Source organism: Bradyrhizobium sp. UFLA05-112 (genome assembly GCF_053572325.1).
In genome coordinates this window covers 88,069-105,200 of the sequence record NZ_JBANBK010000019.1, presented here as the reverse complement: position 1 = coordinate 105,200, position 17,132 = coordinate 88,069, and the positions used below count along the sequence as shown (strand labels likewise).

The window sequence follows — 17,132 nt, the reverse complement described above, 5'->3', positions numbered from 1 at the left end:
GTGGTGTGAAGCCGGCGAAATCCCACTCGATCAGTTCGGCGAGCTTCAACGCCGCCATTTGAGGTGATTGCGGCGGGACGCAGGAACGCGGCAAAACCTATGCTGCGCCGATCAATATCCCGACCCCGAGCACGATGGCGCCGCCGAGCACGATCTGGAACACCGCCTGGAGGAACGGCGTGTCCATGTAGCGCGCGCGGATGAAGGCGATCGCCCATAATTCGAAAAATACGACGACGCAAGCGATCGCGGTGGCGATCCAGAACGCATTGGGCCAGGAGTCCGGGACGAGATAAGGCATGGTGTGGCCAAGTCCGCCGAGCGTCGTCATCAAGCCGCAGGTGATGCCGCGTAGCCAGGGCGAGCCGCGGCCGGTGAGAGAGCCGTCGTCGGAAAGCGCTTCGGCAAAGCCCATGCTGATGCCGGCGCCGATCGAAGCGGCGAGCCCAACCAGAAACGTCTGCCAGTTCTGGTGCGTGGCGAAGGCGGCGGCGAACAGCGGCGCCAGCGTCGAGACCGAGCCGTCCATCAGACCGGCGAGGCCCGGCTGCACATATTGCAGCACGAACATGCGGCGGCGCGTGCGGTCTTCCTCCGCGCGCACGTCGGGCTTGAGGATCTCGTCCGTCAGCTTGGCGGCAGTGTTCTCGTGATGCTTCTCCTCCTCGGCGAGATCGCCGAGGAGGCGGCGGACGCCTACATCCTCGGCCTGCTCGGCGGCGCGTGCGTAAAACCGCTCGGCCTCGAGCTCCATGGTCTCGACCTCTTTCCGGATCGTGTCGAGCGGCAGGTTCTTGGTCAGCCAGATCGGGCGGCGGCGCAGAAAGCCCCGGACGTCCTCGCGGCGGATCGGTGGCAGATGCGGGCCGAAGCGTTCTTCGTAGAGCTGGAGCAAGCGGTGGCGATGGCCGCGTTCCTCCTCGGCCATCTGCTCGAAGATCCTGGCCGAATCCGGATAGCGCTCCTTCAGGTCCTCGGCGAAGGTCATGTAGATGCGGCTGTCTTCCTCTTCGGAGGAAATCGCGACCGCGAGCACCTCGCGCTCGGTCAGATCGGCAAAGCTCTTCACGACGCGCCCCAAGAGATTTAGAATGATTCTAAATCGTTATACGGCGCGCCCGCGCCGGGGTCAAATCATGCCGCGTGAACTTTGTCTCAGTGAGTTTTGGCGTCAGCGAGCCTTGGTGTCAGCAAGTCTTGGCGTCAGCAAGTCTTGGCGTCAGCGAGTCTTTGCGTCAGCGAGTCTTGGCGAGGAACTCGATCAACAGCCGGCTCACCTCGGCGGGCTGCTCCTGCTGCACCCAATGACCTGCGCCGTCGACGAGATGGCAACCGAGCATGTTCGTGCAGGCGCGGGCCTGCATCGCCTCGAACACGCCGGGACGCTGATACGTGCCCCAATCCTGCTTGCCGGAGATGAAGCAGGAGGGCACCTCGATGGTGCGGTCCACGAACAGTTGCAATTCGTTGTTGAAAGCACCCGACGTGCCGCAGCGGTACCATTGCAGCCCGCCCTGGAATCCGGTGCGACCATATTCGGCACTGTAATAGGCTAGCTCCTGATCCGGCAGCCACTGGTTGGCGGCGATCTCGGCAGGCGAGGGCATTTCCTTCGCGACTGTCTGCGACATGGTCTCACCGAGATCCATCAGGTAGTAGGTCGGCAGCTTTGCGAGCTCGCCTGCGGACCAGGACTTCAGCGGATAAGGCTTGTTGTCCGTCCAGTCCGCGCTCTTGTGATGATAGTAGGCGCGCAGGAAATCGTGCACGCCCTGTGGCGCGTGCTGCATGTCGGTATTCGCTTCGCGTGTCGAATAGTACCACTGGTAGTGCTTGCGCGGCCGCGGCAGCGCGGCGAGCTCGCGATGCACGGGATCGGCGTGCGGCGCCGCGGCCGGCTTGTCGGCTGTGTTGAACGGCAAGGACGGCGGCCCGCCGAACGGCGCGCTCATCATCACCGCCGAACGGAACACGTCCGGCCGCAGCAGCGCGCACCAGGACGCAACCGGGCTGCCGAAATCATGCCCGACCACATCGACCTGCCGATAGCCGAACGCCGACACCAGCCCGAGCGCGTCGCGCACCAGATTGAAGAGCCGGAAGGGCGCGAGATCGCCGTCGTAATCCGCCTGCCATCCAGTGGTACGCCCGTAGCCGCGCTGGTCCGGCGCGATCACGTGATAGCCGGCACTGGCGAGCGCCGGCATCACCTTGCGCCAGGAGAAGGCGAGCTCCGGAAAGCCATGCAGCAGCAAAACGCAGGGCCGCCCCTGCGTCTCGAAGCCGGCTTCGAGCACGTGCATGCAGAGGCCGTTGATGCCATCGACATAGCGCGAGCGGATGCCGGCGGGCAGGGGGATGTCGGGGAGATCGGTCATGGCTTTAGATCATTGCACGAACCTGTGGGCAAAGCGAAGCGTGCCCACCACTTTCATCGCGCATGCGGTGAGACGGTGGGCACGGCGCCGAAGAGCGCGCCTTTGCCTACCCTGCGACATCCGTGTTGTTGCTAGATCTTCACCGCGGTCTTCGGCCAATACCTGTCGCGCAAATGGCGCTTGACCAGCTTGCCGGTCGGCGTGCGCGGCAGCTCGGCTTCGAAATCGATTGAGCGCGGGCATTTGAGGGCGGAAAGGCGGGTCTTGCAATAGGCGATCAGGTCGGCTTCGAGTTCCTTGCCCGCGCGGCTCATGTCGTGCGGCTGCACCACCGCCTTCACCTCTTCGCCCATCTCCTCGTTTGGCACGCCGAACACGGCGACGTCGGAGACCTCGGAATGGCTGATCAGCACGTCCTCGGTTTCCTGCGGGTAGATGTTCACCCCGCCCGAGATGATCATGTAGGACTTGCGATCGGTAAGATAGAGGAAGCCGTCCTCGTCGAGATAACCGACGTCGCCGAGCGTCGACCAGCCCTTGGCGTTATAGGCCCTCTTCGTCTTCTCGGGATCGTTGTGATAGGTGAAGGCTGGCGCGTCGGCGAAATAGACCGTGCCGATCTCGCCCACGGGCTGCTCCTCGTCGTTCTCGTCCAAAATCCTGATCTTGCCCACCACCGCGCGGCCCACGCTGCCGCGATGCTCCAGCCATTGCGTGGAGTTGCAGACGGTGACGCCGTTGCCTTCCGAGCCTGCGTAGTACTCGATCAGGATGGGCCCCCACCATTCGATCATCTTTGCCTTGACGTCGACCGGACAGGGAGCGGCGGCGTGGATCGCACCCTTGAGCGTGGAGACGTTGTATTTCGCGCGGGTTTCGTCCGGCAGCTTCAGCATGCGCACGAACATGGTCGGCACGAGCTGCGACTGTGTCACCTTGTATTTCTGGACCAGCTTCAAGAACTCCTCGGCGTCGAAATGCTCCATGATGATGGAGGTGCCGCCGAGCACGATCGCCATCATGTTGAAGCGCAGCGGAGCTGCGTGATAGAGCGGTGCTGGCGACAGGTAAGTGGTCCCGGCATTCATGCCGCACATGTCGGCGCAGAGCACGCGCAGGAAGGCGTTCGGCGCATCGATGCGGTTGCCCTCAAAGACCTTCTTGATGCCCTTGGGGCGGCCCGTCGTGCCCGACGAATACAGCATGTCATAGCCGGCGACCTCGTCCGCGATCGGCGTCACCGGCTGCGCCGCGGCTTCCTTGTCGTAGGAGCGGAAGCCGGCCAGCGGCTCGTCCATCATGTAGAAGATCGGCTCGCCCGGTGCGCCCTTGATCAACCCCTTGATCTGGTCGGCGCATTTCGGCGTGGTGACGACGACCTTGGCGCCGCAATCGCCGATGATGTAGTCGATCTCGTCCTGTTTCAGATAGCGGCTGATCGCGGTGTAATAGAGACCGCTGCGCTGCGCGGCCCAGCAAATCTCCATGAAGGCGAGGCGGTTCTCCATCAACAGCGCGACGTGATCGCCGGCCTTCAGTCCCAGCGAGCGAAACAGCTGCGCGCCCTGGTTCGAGAGCTCGTCGAGCTCGCGATAGGTGATCGCCTTGCCGGTTCCGGCCATCTGGTAGGCGATCTTGTTCGGCGTGGTGCGGGCGTAGACGGAGGGGTGGGTCATCGAGATCTCGCAGCAAATTACGTAGTCATCCCGGCCTAGTGCGCAATTGCGCACGGGGGCCGGGATCCATAGCCACAGGGCGTAGTTTGGCGGAGGATCGTCATTCGGTACTGCGACCAACCAAGATCGATAGATTGCGCGGTGTGGGTCCCGGCTTTCGCCGGGACGACACCGTTTGTGTGGCCGCGGCTTACAATCGCTCCACGATCGTCACGTTCGCCATGCCGCCGCCTTCGCACATGGTCTGGAGGCCGTAGCGCTTGCCGCGCTGCTTCAGCGCATGGACCAGCGTCGTCATCAGCTTGGTGCCGGAGCCGCCGAGGGGATGGCCGAGTGCGATCGCGCCGCCATTGACATTGAGGCGGCCCGGATCGGCGCCGGTTGTCTTCAGCCACGCCGTCGGTACCGAGGCAAAGGCTTCGTTGACCTCGAACAGGTCGATGTCGCCAATTGCCATGCCGGCCTTCTCCAGCGCGCGCTTGGTCGCGTGCAGCGGCGCCTCGAGCATGATGACGGGATCGCCGCCCATCATGGTCATGTGATGCACGCGCGCGAGCGGCTTGACGCCGAGCGACTTGAGGCCTCGCTCGTTCACGACCATGACGCCGGACGCGCCGTCGCAGATCTGGCTGGCGCTCGCCGCCGACAGCTTGCCGTTCTCGGCGATCAGCTTGACGCTCTTGATGCCATCGAGGCTGGCGTCGAAGCGGATGCCTTCGTCGATATGGTGGGTGTCCGTCGAGCCGTCGGCGCGGGTGATCTCGAGCGGCACGATCTCGTCCTTGAAATGGCCTCCTTGCGTCGCCGCAATCGCTCGCTGATGGCTGTTGTAGGAATACTCGTCGAGCTCATCCTTGGAGAGGGCGTACTTCTCGGCCATCATCTCCGCGCCGGTGAACTGGCTGAACACGATGTTCGGATAGCGCTGCTCGATGCCCGGGCTCTTGTAGTGGCCAAAGCCGTTCTTGGCCGCGAGCTGCGAGGACAGGCCCATCGGCACGCGGGTCATCGATTCCACGCCGGCCGCAATTACGACGTCCATTGCGCCGGACATCACGGCCTGGGCCGCAAAATGTAGCGCCTGCTGCGAGGAGCCGCACTGCCGGTCGATCGAGGTGCCCGGCACGCTCTCCGGCAGTTTCGAGGCCATGATCGCGTTGCGCGCGACGTTGTTGGACTGCTCCCCGACCTGCATCACGCAGCCCATGATCACGTCCTCGACCTGGGCCGGGTCGACCTTGGCGCGATCGACCAGCTCATCCAGCACTTTTGCGGCGAGATCGGCCGGATGCCAGCCGGCGAGGCGGCCCCCCTTGCGCCCGCCGGCGGTCCGCGCAGCGGCGACGATGTAAGCCTCGGCCATGTCGGTTTCTCCCTGAATTCTTCTGAATGGTTTGTTGTCGGGGGCGGATTAAAGGGGTCGATGATGATTTAGTCAATCGATCAATTAACTCTTGTGGGGAGGCGCCGCTTGCGCTTATCTGCGGCCCTTCGTGCGACGAGACAGGGATCTCCGTGACTACCAGCGTACCGAACAGGCTTCCGAGCGGCAAAAATTCCACGGCAGAGAAACTGCTGGTGGCCGCGAGCGAGCTGATGATCGAACGCTCCTCGATCGAAATTTCGCTCAGCGACATCGCGCAGAAGTCGGGCGCCAACGCGGCGCTGGTCAAATATCACTTCGGCAATAAGGACGGCCTCTTGCTGGCGCTGCTCGCGCGCGATGCCGCGACCGAGCTGTCAAACCTCGAATATCTTCTGGTGCAGCCGATCACGCCGACCGCAAAGCTCAAGCTGCATATCGGCGGCATCATCCGCGCCTATCACCGGTTCCCCTACATGAACCGGCTGATCCACTATCTCTTGCATGAGAGCACGGCGGAGTCCGCCGACGAGGTCTCAAAGTTCTTCGTCGCGCCGCTGCTCGATTTCCATCGCCGCCTGCTTGCCGAGGGCGTCAGCCGCGGCGAGTTTCGTATCACCGATCCCGTGCTGTTCTACACCAGCCTGATCGGCGCCTGCGATCACCTGTTCTTCGGCCGGCACGCGATGTCTCGCGCGACCGGCGTCGGCCCGGTCACCGACGAAGTCTGCCGGCAATATATCAAGCACATGGAAACGCTGATCTGCGGCGGCATCCTCGCGCAAGCCGAGGAAGCTGCCGCGGCCGGATAATCGGCCCAAAACATTCAAATCCAGAGACGTTCAAGTCCAGAGAAGAAACGCCCAAGGAGAGGTACCAGCAATGCAGTTGAATGACGTAGCCGTTCTCATCACCGGCGGTGGTTCGGGCTTAGGCGCCGCGACCGCCCGCGCCATGGCGGCCAAGGGCGCCAAGATCGGCGTGATCGACCAGAGCAAGGAGAACGCCGAGAAGGTCGCGGCCGAGGTGAAGGGCGTCGCGCTTCATGCTGACGTCACCAGCGAGGAGCAGATCAAGGCCGCGATCGCAAGGGCGGAAGCAGCACATGGGGTCGCTCGCGTGCTGATGAACTGCGCCGGCGTCGGCGGCTCGCAGCGCATCGTCGGCCGTGACGGCATCTATCCGCTGGAAAAGTTCGCGCGCATCATCAATGTCAACCTGATCGGCACCTTCAACTGCCTGCGCCTGTTTGCAGAGCGCCTCGTCACGGCAGAGCCGATCGGTGAGGAGCGCGGCGTCATCATCAACACCGCGTCGGTCGCGGCCTATGAGGGCCAGATCGGTCAGATCGCTTATTCGGCCTCAAAAGGCGGCGTCGTCGGCCTGACGTTGCCGGCAGCGCGCGATCTCGCCAGCCAGAAGATCCGCGTCAACACCATCGCGCCCGGCCTGTTCTTCACGCCGCTGCTGATGGGTCTGAACGAAGAGGCGCGCAAGAGTCTGGGCGCCCAGGTCCCGCATCCCTCGCGTCTTGGGGACGCCGCCGAATACGGCGCGCTCGCCGTGCATATCGTCGAGAATGCGATGCTCAACGGCGAGACCATCCGCCTCGACGGCGCCATCCGCATGGCGCCGCGGTAAGCGATGCTCCGCCGCTGTCCCTAAAAGAACGCCGATGCTTCGCATCGGCTATGACGCCGGATGAGGGGTTCTGTCCGCGGAGACAGGCCCCTCACCCAAGCGAATTCCTGGCCAGGGACATACCTGCCCTCTCTCGCAAGGGGAGAGTATACAGCAATCGGCACTCATGCCGTCGATGCAGGAAGTTCACTTCCTCGACAAGCGAAAGCCTGTCTATATCAAGCGCTGAACGAGAATGATCCGCAAAGGACGTTAATTCCGGGAGACGCAAAATGAGTGGGAGCGTGGCGACGGTGATGGCGAAGCCTGCCTTTCGCAAGATCGAATGGCTGCCGCGCGACATCGACGTCGAGCGGCGCGCAGATGGCACGGTGGTGCTGAAGTCGCGCATTCCGCTGCAGTCTTACGAAACGCACATTCCCGCCTCGCTGGCGAAATGGGCGAGGCAAGCGCCCGAGCGCATCTGGCTCGCGCAGCGTGGCGGCCCGGATCGCGCGTGGCGCAAGGTGTCCTACGGTGAAGCCAAGCGGACGGTGGATGCGCTGACGCAAGGCTTGCTCAATCTCGGTCTCGACGGACGGCCGGTTGCGATTCTCTCCGGCAATTCGATCGAGCACGCGCTGATGACGCAGGCTGCGATGCAGGCGCGCTCTCCCGCGGCGCCGGTGTCGCCGGCCTACTCCTTGATGAGCCACGATCACGTCAAGCTGAAGTATCTCTTCGACCTGATCAGGCCGGCCGTCGTGATGGTGCAGGATGGTCCGACTTTCGAGAAGGCGCTCAGGGCGATCGACCTCACCGGTGTCACTGTTGTTCACGTCGCTCGCGCCTGCGAGGGCATCAAGAGCGTCAGTTTCGCTGAGTTCGCGGCAACGCCAGTGACGCACGATGTCGACGCGTCGATCGCGAAGATTGCGCCACAGACTGTCGGTAAGCTCCTGTTCACCTCCGGCTCGACCGGCATGCCCAAGGCGGTCATCAACACGCAAGCGATGATGTGCGCGAACGCGGCGATGATGATGCAGGTCCGTCCGCGCACGCCCGGAGGCCCGCTGCCAACCATGCTCGACTGGATGCCCTGGAATCACACCATGGGCGGCAATGCCGCGTTCCATCCGATCCTGGTCGATGGCGGCACGCTCTATATCGACGACGGACGGCCGATGCCGGGCCAGTTCGAGGAAACGCTGCGCAATCTGTGCGAGATCTCGCCGACCTATTACGCCAACGTTCCGGCCGGCTATGCGGCGCTTGCCGCGGCGATGGAGAAGGACGACGCGCTTTGTCGCTCGTTCTTCAAGAACCTCTCGATCATGGCCTATGGCGGGGCGCGGCTCCCGGACGACCTCTACGACCGCATGCAGGCGCTGGCGGTGAAAACCACCGGCGAACGCATCGTGTTCTACACCGGCTGGGGTTCGACCGAGACCGCACCGACCTCGACCGGCACCTATTGGGACACCGAGCGTGTCGGCCTGATTGGCCTGCCGTTCCCCGGCGTCGAATTGAAGATGGTGCCGTGCGGCTCGAAATACGAATTGCGCCTGCGCGGTGTCAACGTCACGCCCGGCTATTTCGGCCAGGCCGAGCTGACCAGGAAGATGTTCGACGAGGAAGGTTTTTACTGCATCGGCGATGCCGGCATCTTCGTCGACGATGAGGATCCCGTGCAGGGCATCATCTTTGCCGGCCGAGTGGTCGAGGATTTCAAGCTCACGACTGGCACCTTCGTGCATGTCGGCTCGCTCCGCACCGATGCGATCGCCGCCGCGACGCCGGTCGTGCATGATGCGCTGGTCGCCGGACAGGATCGTTGCTCCATTGGCCTGCTTGCCTGGCCGAACCTGCATGCCTGTCGCCAACTCGTCGGCAATTCCGAGCTGAGCTTTGAGGATGCCGTGAAGCACCCCGAGGTGATCGCCTGCTTCAGGCGCGGGCTGGAGGCACACAACAGGGAATGCGAAGGCGCGAGCAGCCGCATGATCGCGCGCGCCATGCTGATGGTCGAGCCGCCCTCGATCGACGGCAACGAACTGACAGACAAGGGCTACATCAACCAGCGCGCTGGCCTCGAGCGACGCGCCGCACTGGTGGAGCGGCTGTATGCCGAGAAGCCGGATGAAGGCGTGATCGTGCTGCGATGAAGACTCGGCTCTCTCACCTCGTCATTCCGGCCCATCCCGGACTGACGGCACAAAAATAAATGACAACGAAAAAAGGTAAGCCGCCATGAACTTCGATTTCTCCGACGACCAGAAACAGCTCCGCGACCAGGCGCGCAAATTCCTCAGCGAAAAATGCTCGCCCAAGGCGGTGCGGGTCGTGCTCGATGGCAAGGCGCCTTACGACAAGGACCTGTGGAAAGGCCTCGCCGAAATGGGCTTCCTCGGCGTCGCGATCCCCGAAAAATTCGGCGGCGCGGGCGCCGGCCATCTCGAGCTTTGCGTGATCGCCGAGGAGATGGGGCGCGCGAATGCGCCGGTGCCGTTCTCTTCCACCGTCTACCTCGCCGCCGAGGCGCTGCTGATCGCGGGCAGTGACGCGCAGAAGACAAAATGGCTGCCGGCGATCGCTTCGGGCGAGGCGATCGGCACGTTGGCGCTGTTCGAGGGCAAGGGCAATCCGTCGCCGGCCAATGTTAAACTCAGCGCCTCCGGAGGCACCCTCAACGGCGTCAAGAAGCCGGTTCCCGATGGTGCGGTCGCCAACTTCGCCGTTGTCGCCGCACGCACGGGATCGAGCGGCCGTGATAGCGATATCTCGTTGTTCCTCGTCGATCTCAAAGCCGGCGGCGTGGAGGCCAAGAGCCTCACCAATCTCGATCCCACGCGCGGGCAGGCCGAGCTCACCTTCAAGAACTGCAAGGCTGAACCGCTGGGCGCGGCCGGAGAAGGCTGGAGCATCCTGGCTCAGGTGCTTGACCGCGCCGCGGTGCTCACAGCCTTCGAGCAGGTTGGCGGTGCCGATCGCGCACTGGAGATGGGGCGCGACTACGCGCTCGACCGCATCGCGTTCGGCCGTCCGATCGGCTCATTCCAGGCTATCAAGCACATGCTCGCGGACATGTATGTCTCGGCCACGCTGGCGCGCTCCAACAGCTATTACGGCGCCTGGGCGCTCTCGACCGATGCCGCGGAGTTGCCAGAGGCCGCTGCCGCCGCGCGCATCAGCGCGACGCAGGCGTTCCAGCACTGCGCCAAGAACAACATCCAGGTCCATGGCGGCATGGGCTTCACCTGGGAGTTCGACTGCCACATGTACTACCGCCGCGCCAATGCGCTCGCACTTGGGCTCGGCAGCCTGTCGTATTGGGAAGATCAGCTCATCGACCGCATGCGCAGGAAGAACGCGGCGTAAGCGAGGGATTCGTAGGGTGGGTTAGCGAAGCGTAACCCGCCACTTCTGTTCCCGCGGAAACCAAAGAGGTGGGTTACGCCTAGCGGACTGCGCTTCGCGCAGCCGCAGGGCTAACCCACCCTACGAAGGACAAGAGAAGCGTCATGAACTTCGACGACACCCCGCAGGAAGCCGCGTTCCGCGCCACCGCACGCGCCTGGATCGCCGCGAATGCCCCGAAGCAGTATGAGGACGAGCTGCGTAAATCCTCGCTCGGCCGCACGCAGCTCAGCAACGCTGACATCCTGGAGGTCGCAAAAGCCTGGCAGAAGAAGAAAGCTGATGCGGGCTGGGCCTGCCTGCATTGGCCGAAGGATTATGGCGGCCGCGGCGCCTCGCCGATCGAGCGCGTGATCTGGCAGCAGGAGGAGGGCGTGTTCGGCAAGCTCTCGGCGATGTTCATCATCGGCCACGGCATGTGCGGGCCGACCATGATGGCGTTTGCGCGCGAGGAGCATAAGCGCAACTATCTGCCGCCGCTGGCCTCCGGCGAGAAGATCTGGTGCCAGCTGTTCTCCGAGCCGGCGGGCGGCTCCGACGTTGCGGGCCTGCGGACTCGCGCCGAGAAGGGCGGCGACGAGTGGGTGATCAACGGTCAGAAGATCTGGACCTCAGGTGCGCATTATTCCGACTACGGCATCCTGCTCACCCGCACCGATCCCAACGTGCCCAAGCACAAGGGCCTCACCATGTTCTTCCTGGACATGAAGAGCCCCGGCGTCGAGGTGCGGCCGATCAAGCAGGCCAACGGGAATTCCGATTTCAACGAAGTCTATTTCACCAACGTCCGCATTCCCGATCACCAGCGTCTCGGGGAGGTCAATGACGGCTGGAACGTCTCGCTGACCACGCTGATGAACGAACGGATGTCGATCGGCGCGGGCGTTGCCACCGGTTTTCCGGAGCTGTTCGACTATTGCGCGAGCCTGGTGCTCGATAACGGTCCTGCGATCGAAGACCGCAGCGTGCGCTCGAAGCTTGCAAACTACGCGGTGAAGGCGAGCGGCTTGAAATACACCAGCATGCGCGCGATCTCCGCATTGTCGCGCGGCGAGCGCCCCGGGCCGGAAAACTCCATCGGCAAGCTGGTGGCAGGCTCGATGATCCAGGAGGTCGCGATGTACGCGCTCGACCTGCAAGGCGCGGCCGGCGTCGTCAGCAGCCCCGAGGATGCCGAGGTCGCAGGCCGCTTCCAGGCCATGCTGCTACGTGCGCCCGGCACCCGAGTCGAGGGCGGCACGGACGAGATCATGCGCAACATCATTGCGGAGCGTGTGCTGGGCCTGCCCGGCGACATCCGCGTCGACAAGGACGTGCCGTTCAACAAGATCCCGACGAAGGGAAGATGAATTCGTGTCCCGGACGCGATGCAGCACGCAGTGCTGCTTCGTAGAGCCCGGACCTAGAAGCCGCCATGGGCCCCGGCTCTGCAGCGCACCGCTTAGGCGCTGCGCCGCGTCCGGGGCACGAGAGAGGAGAGTTCGAGAATGAATTTCGACGACACGCCGCAGGAATCCGAGTTTCGCGCAACCGCCCGCAAATGGGTCGCCACCAACGCACCGAAGGAGTTCGAGGAGGAGTTGTCGAAATCCTCGCTCGGTCGCATCCGGCTTGCGAAACACGACATGGTCGAGGTCGGCAAGGCCTGGCAGAAGAGGAAGTCAGAGGCGGGCTGGGCCTGCCTGCACTGGCCGAGGGAATATGGCGGCCGTGGCGCGACGCCGATCGAGCGGGTGATCTGGCAGCAGGAAGAGGGCGTCTACGGCAAGCTGACGCAGCCGTTCCAGATCGGCGAAGGCATGTGCGGCCCGACCGTGATGGCCTGGGGCAGCGAGGAGGCCAAGCGCCGTTATCTGCCGAAGCTCGCCTCTGGCGAGGAGATCTGGTGCCAGCTCTTCTCCGAGCCGTCAGCCGGCTCCGACGTCGCTGGGCTTCGCACCCGCGCGGAGAAGAAGGGCGACGACTGGGTCGTCAACGGCCAGAAGATCTGGACCTCTGGCGCGCACTATTCGGACTATGGGCTCCTGATCGCGCGGACCGATCCCAACGTGCCCAAGCACAAGGGCCTCACCATGTTCTTCCTCAGCATGAAGAGTCCTGGCGTCGAGGTGCGGCCGATCAAGCAGGCCAACGGCATGCAGGAGTTCAACGAGGTCTATTTCACCGATGTGGTGATCCCTGACAGCCAGCGCTTGGGCGCCGTCGGCGACGGCTGGAACGTGTCGCTGACCACGCTGATGAACGAGCGCATGTCGATCGGCTCGCGGCTTGCGACCGGCGTGCCCGAGATGTTCGAATTTTGCTCAAACCTGATGCTGGAGGATGGCCTTGCGATCGACGATCCCGCCGTGCGCTCGAAACTTGCGAGCTGGGCGGTGAAATCGAACGGGCTGAAATATACCAGCTATCGCGCCATCTCGGCGCTTTCGAAAGGCGAGCGTCCGGGCCCGGAAAACTCCATCGGCAAGTTGGTGTCGGGCGTGATGCTGCAGGACATCGCGGCCTACGCGATGGACCTGCAAGGTGCGGCCGGCGTTCTCACTGGCGCCGATGAAGAGACGGTTCACGGCCAGTTCCAGCAGATGCTGTTGTCCTCGCCCTCGATGCGCATTGCCGGTGGCACCGACGAGATCTTGCGCAACATCATCGCCGAGCGCGTGCTGGGCTTGCCCGGTGACATCCGCGTCGACAAGGACGTGCCGTATAACAAGATTCCGACCAAGGGGCGATGATCTCGTACCCCGGACGCGGTGCGGCGCGAAGATTGTAGGGTGGGCAAAGCGAAGCGTGCCCACTTTATGCATCGGCGCGGGGGCGCGCTGTTGGTGGGCACGGCGCTGCGCGCCTTTGCCCACCCTACGAACGCCGAACAACGAGAGTTAGTCCATGGATGTCGCAGTGAGTCAGAACCAGAACCGCATTGGCGTGCTCGAAGAGCTCCTCAATGAGCGCTATTCCGTTCGCGCCTTCCTGCCGAAGGAGGTCGATCGCGCGACCATCGCGCATGTCCTGACGACGGCGCAGCGCACCGCGTCCTGGTGCAATAGTCAGCCCTGGCAGGTCGTCATTGCCAGCGGCGAGGCCAAGGAACGGTTCCGCAAGGCGATCTACGAGGAGGCGTCAGGCGGCATCGGCAATGACTACGACTTCACCCCGCCGCGCGAATATGTCGGCGTGTATCTGGAGCGCCGCCGCGAGAGCGGCTTTCAACTCTACAACACGCTGGGTATCGCCCGCGGCGACAAGGCCGCCTACGCAAAACAGGCGCTGGAGAACTACAACTTCTTCGGCGCGCCGCATGTCGCGATCATCCATACCGACGAGCCGCTCGGCATCTACGGAGCGATCGATTGCGGCGCATACGTCTCTAATTTCATGCTGGCCGCGCAGGCACTCGGGCTCGGCACGATTCCGCAGGCTGCGCTGGCGCGCCATTCCGGCCTGATCCGCCGGCATTTCGACCTGCCCGACGATCGCCGGGTCGTCTGCGGCATCTCGTTCGGCTATGCCGACCACGCCCACAAGGTCAACAGCTACCGCACTTCGCGGGCAAGCCTGGCTGACACCGTGAGGTTCGTGGACGAGTGAGTTGCAGACGACGAAAGCCCCGATCGCCAAGATCGGGGCTTCGTTGCCGGACGCTGTCGCTTAGTAGATGCCGTACGCGCAGACGTTCACGATGCGCACGCGCGGGCCGTGGCGGGTGGGCACCACGCGCTCCTGGTAGCAGCCGCTCACGCCAGTGTTGACATAGAGGCCGCCATAGCCCCAGCCCCAGCCCGGACCCCAGTGATGATGGAAGCCGTGGGCCGACGCGGCGCTGGGCGCAACGGCGGCAACGCCGAGCGAACCGGCGGCGACGAGACCAAGTGCAAGCTTGCGAAACATTCTCTTCTCTCCAGTGTGGCACGAAGCCATTGTTGTGTCCCTGCATCTCGGTCGGCATGACCGCGAAACGCGTTCATTCGCGCTGGCAGGAATCGTGTTTCTGTACTGTTTCGTGGGGAGAGAGGGGCGGGCCGGCCTTTAGGTTTTGCGCGTCGCGATGCGGCGTCACGCGACGTTCCGACGGCGAGCAGCGGTTATCTGCATGAGGGTGGCGTCACCATCTCTTCTCCGTCATTGCGAGCGCAGCGAAGCAATCCAGAGTCTTTGCGCGGCGACAATCTGGATTGCTTCGCTGCGCTCGCAACGACGTGTGGGAGGCAGTTGCGCCTCAATCTCAACTCGTCGTCCCGTGCGCGCCAAGCGCGAGCCCGGCATCCATAATCACAGGAAGCGGTCGTGGCGCGAGATCGTGGTTGCCGATTTTGCCGAAGTCAAAACCGCGGCGGCCGTTTTTCCGCGAAGGCCTTGATGCCTTCCTTGATCTCGTCGCCGCGCATGCTCTCGCGGTGACGCTGGTCGGCGGCCTCTTCATCGAGCGCGCCGCGGGCGAATTCGTTGATGGCGCGCTTCATGCCGCGCATCGCGATCGGCGCGTTGCCAGCGAGGATATTGGCGAGCTTGTCGACTTCCTCGTCGAGAAGCTCTGATGCCACCATAGCGGTGAGATAGCCGATGCGCAGCATCTCCGGCGCGGTAATCTTCTGCGCGGTCAGGAACAACATCTTGGCGTTGTCGACGCCGAGCCGCGTCACATAACGCTTGATGCCGCTGGTGTAGTAGTGAAGTCCCAGCCGTGCAGCAGGCATGAACATCTCGGCGGTGTCGGCGCCGATACGGAAGTCGCAGGCGAGCGCAAGATCGGTCGAGCCGCCATAGACGCCGCCGTTGAGTCGGCAGATCGTGGGCACGCCGAGATCCTCCAGGCGGTTGACGACCACCTCGAACGCCGAGCCCGCGCTCTGCTGCTCGCTGGCGCTCACTGCGCGCTCGGCCACCGAATTGAGATCGTAGCCGGCGGAGAAGGCGCGCCCGGTGCCGGTCAGCACCAGCACGCGGATCGCGGGATCGGCCTCGATCCGGTCGAACAGTTTCAAGAGCTCGGCGAGATCTTCAGCCTGCAACCGGTTGAGATGCCTGGGACGGTTGAGGCGTACGGTGGCACGCGCGCCGTCGATGTCGAGCAGGGGCGTGCTGGCGGTCTCGGCCGCATCCGACATTGCCGTCTCCATCTACTTGTTTTCGAGTGCGCGGCGTTTGGCTTCGGCATCAATGGTCTCGGCGAGATCGGGATGCCGCGCCATCAGCACGCGGAAATCGACGAGGTCGAGCACGAGCAGCCGCGAGACCTTGACGGTCGTGACGTTGGCACCGCGCACGTTGTTGCCGAGCAGCGCCATCTCGCCGAAGAATGCGCCTTCGCCGAGCGCCACCTTCTTGCCGGGCAGATCGACCTCGACCTCGCCGGAGGCGATGAAATACATGCAGTCGCCCTGCGCGCCCTTCCTGATGATCATGGTGCGGGCGGGCAAATCCATGGTGCGCAGCATATGGGTGACGTCGGCGATCGCGGACGGTCCGAGAGCGGCAAAGAACGGCACCTTGCTGACGGTCTCCCAGGTCTTGAGGAAATTGTCGCGCCGCGTCTCGGCGGCGAAGCCAGTCGCCAGAATACCGGTCCACAGGCCGAACACCCCAAGGCCGGAGATCATCACCAACGCTGCTACCATCCGCCCGAGCGGCGTCACCGGCACGACGTCGCCATAGCCCGTCGTCGTCAGCGTCACCACCGCCCACCATAGTGCCGACGGCACGCTGCCGAAGGTCTGGGGCTGCACGTCGCGCTCGAGGAAATATTCAGCAACGGAGGCGAGGAACACCACCATCAGGAAGATCACGAGCACGCTGAGCAACGGTCCCGATTCCAGTACCAGCACGCGGCGAAGCTGGCGCAGGCCCGGAATGCCCGGCACGACCTTCAGCACCCAGAGTACGCTGAGGAGCCATGCCGTCTTGGGTTCGACACCCAGCACCAGCGCGACGGGCACCGCCAACGCCCCGATCGCATCGACCAGTCCGCTCGAGGACAGCACGTAGAGCCCCAGTCGCTGCTGTCTTGCCATGTGGCGCAACCGGACCAGCCATTCGAACACGAAATAGGCCAGGCACGCCCACAGCACGGCGTTCGCCCAGTGATGCGCGGTTTCATAGGCCGGGTTGACCGTCAACAGCATCATGGTCACGACGCCGACCGTGACCGCGACATAGGCCGCCGTGGTCATGTTCCGGCCGGCCGTCGCGGCCACGAATTTCGCCAGAGGGGGAATCAACGGCTTAGACATACGGGATTGAGGTCCGGTCTTGGCTGGAATGCCGGTCCCGGTTGGGACGGTCGCGCCAAAGTGCCTGCGCGGACGGGGGCCGTCAACGATCGGACGCTGACAGCATTATCGCGGCCTGCCATGCAAGCCGCAATCATGGGCCGAAATGGAGGAGACCGTTACTTGAAATGCGGCGGCTCGTCGTAGCCGCGGCGGCTCGAGAAGAACAGCAGCGCCATGAGCCCGACGCCGACGATCACCGAGAAGCCCGCGCCCAGCGCGAGCGCAATGTAACCTTCCGTCGGAATCGGCTCACCGTCGGCGGACAGGGCGGAGTAGGCGAAATACCCGACGCCAGCGAGCATCGCGAGCAGGATGATGATGAGCAGTGCACGCATGGCCGATCTCCGGTTGCGCGGAGCATCAACGGTTGCAGGTCAAGTCAGTTCCCGATGCGCGACGCCGTCGCGCG

15 protein-coding genes are annotated in these 17,132 nt (G+C 63.8%); 7 read left to right on the top strand and 8 right to left on the bottom strand.

The genetic code is table 11. From position 1 onward, the window contains the following. Positions 1-97: 97 nt before the first annotated feature. The 4 genes from mbfA to SO180_RS14070 form a co-directional block, all read right to left on the bottom strand. On the bottom strand, positions 98-1,069 hold the full coding sequence (gene mbfA / locus SO180_RS14085; RefSeq protein WP_449379424.1) for an iron exporter MbfA: 972 nt from the start codon (positions 1,067-1,069) through the stop codon (positions 98-100). 166 nt (positions 1,070-1,235) lie between these two features. Then, positions 1,236-2,378: an alpha/beta hydrolase gene (locus SO180_RS14080; protein WP_449379423.1), complete on the bottom strand. Its 1,143-nt coding sequence runs from the start codon at positions 2,376-2,378 to the stop codon at positions 1,236-1,238. 131 nt (positions 2,379-2,509) lie between these two features. Continuing rightward, positions 2,510-4,054, bottom strand: a complete 1,545-nt coding sequence (locus SO180_RS14075; protein WP_449379422.1) for an acyl-CoA synthetase — start codon at positions 4,052-4,054, stop codon at positions 2,510-2,512. Positions 4,055-4,244: 190 nt separating this feature from the next. Beyond that, complete coding sequence (locus SO180_RS14070; protein ID WP_449379421.1) at positions 4,245-5,417, bottom strand: acetyl-CoA C-acetyltransferase; 1,173 nt, start codon at positions 5,415-5,417, stop codon at positions 4,245-4,247. A gap of 152 nt (positions 5,418-5,569) precedes the next feature. Between SO180_RS14070 and SO180_RS14065 the strand changes: the two genes are divergently transcribed. The 7 genes from SO180_RS14065 (at position 5,570) to SO180_RS14035 (ending at position 14,042) form a co-directional block, all read left to right on the top strand. Next, positions 5,570-6,229 (top strand): TetR family transcriptional regulator, encoded by a 660-nt coding sequence (locus tag SO180_RS14065; RefSeq protein WP_449379420.1) that lies wholly within the window; start codon positions 5,570-5,572, stop codon positions 6,227-6,229. 70 nt (positions 6,230-6,299) lie between these two features. Next, positions 6,300-7,058: an SDR family NAD(P)-dependent oxidoreductase gene (locus SO180_RS14060; protein WP_449379419.1), complete on the top strand. Its 759-nt coding sequence runs from the start codon at positions 6,300-6,302 to the stop codon at positions 7,056-7,058. 272 nt (positions 7,059-7,330) lie between these two features. Next, positions 7,331-9,202 carry an AMP-binding protein gene (locus tag SO180_RS14055; protein ID WP_449379418.1) on the top strand — a complete coding sequence of 624 codons (1,872 nt, stop codon included), beginning with the start codon at positions 7,331-7,333 and terminating at the stop codon, positions 9,200-9,202. Positions 9,203-9,287: 85 nt separating this feature from the next. Then, the gene (locus SO180_RS14050; protein ID WP_449379417.1) at positions 9,288-10,415 is read left to right on the top strand and encodes an acyl-CoA dehydrogenase family protein; all 1,128 of its coding nucleotides are present in this window, start codon (positions 9,288-9,290) and stop codon (positions 10,413-10,415) included. 143 nt (positions 10,416-10,558) lie between these two features. Beyond that, on the top strand, positions 10,559-11,803 hold the full coding sequence (locus SO180_RS14045) for an acyl-CoA dehydrogenase (protein WP_449379416.1): 1,245 nt from the start codon (positions 10,559-10,561) through the stop codon (positions 11,801-11,803). A gap of 138 nt (positions 11,804-11,941) precedes the next feature. After that, the gene (locus SO180_RS14040) at positions 11,942-13,186 is read left to right on the top strand and encodes an acyl-CoA dehydrogenase (RefSeq protein WP_449379415.1); all 1,245 of its coding nucleotides are present in this window, start codon (positions 11,942-11,944) and stop codon (positions 13,184-13,186) included. Between the two features lie 154 nt (positions 13,187-13,340). Next, on the top strand, positions 13,341-14,042 hold the full coding sequence (locus SO180_RS14035; protein WP_449379414.1) for a nitroreductase: 702 nt from the start codon (positions 13,341-13,343) through the stop codon (positions 14,040-14,042). 60 nt (positions 14,043-14,102) lie between these two features. Here the strand turns inward: SO180_RS14035 and SO180_RS14030 are convergent, their stop codons facing one another. The 4 genes from SO180_RS14030 to SO180_RS14015 all read right to left on the bottom strand — a co-directional run bounded on the left by SO180_RS14030 (position 14,103) and on the right by SO180_RS14015 (position 17,058). Further along, positions 14,103-14,342, bottom strand: a complete 240-nt coding sequence (locus SO180_RS14030) for a hypothetical protein (RefSeq protein ID WP_449379413.1) — start codon at positions 14,340-14,342, stop codon at positions 14,103-14,105. A gap of 431 nt (positions 14,343-14,773) precedes the next feature. Next, positions 14,774-15,559, bottom strand: coding sequence for an enoyl-CoA hydratase/isomerase family protein (locus SO180_RS14025; protein WP_449379412.1), 786 nt, complete (start codon positions 15,557-15,559; stop codon positions 14,774-14,776). Between the two features lie 12 nt (positions 15,560-15,571). Beyond that, complete coding sequence (locus SO180_RS14020; protein WP_449379411.1) at positions 15,572-16,681, bottom strand: cyclic nucleotide-gated ion channel; 1,110 nt, start codon at positions 16,679-16,681, stop codon at positions 15,572-15,574. Between the two features lie 158 nt (positions 16,682-16,839). Further along, complete coding sequence (locus tag SO180_RS14015) at positions 16,840-17,058, bottom strand: hypothetical protein (protein ID WP_449379410.1); 219 nt, start codon at positions 17,056-17,058, stop codon at positions 16,840-16,842. Positions 17,059-17,132 lie beyond the last annotated feature (74 nt).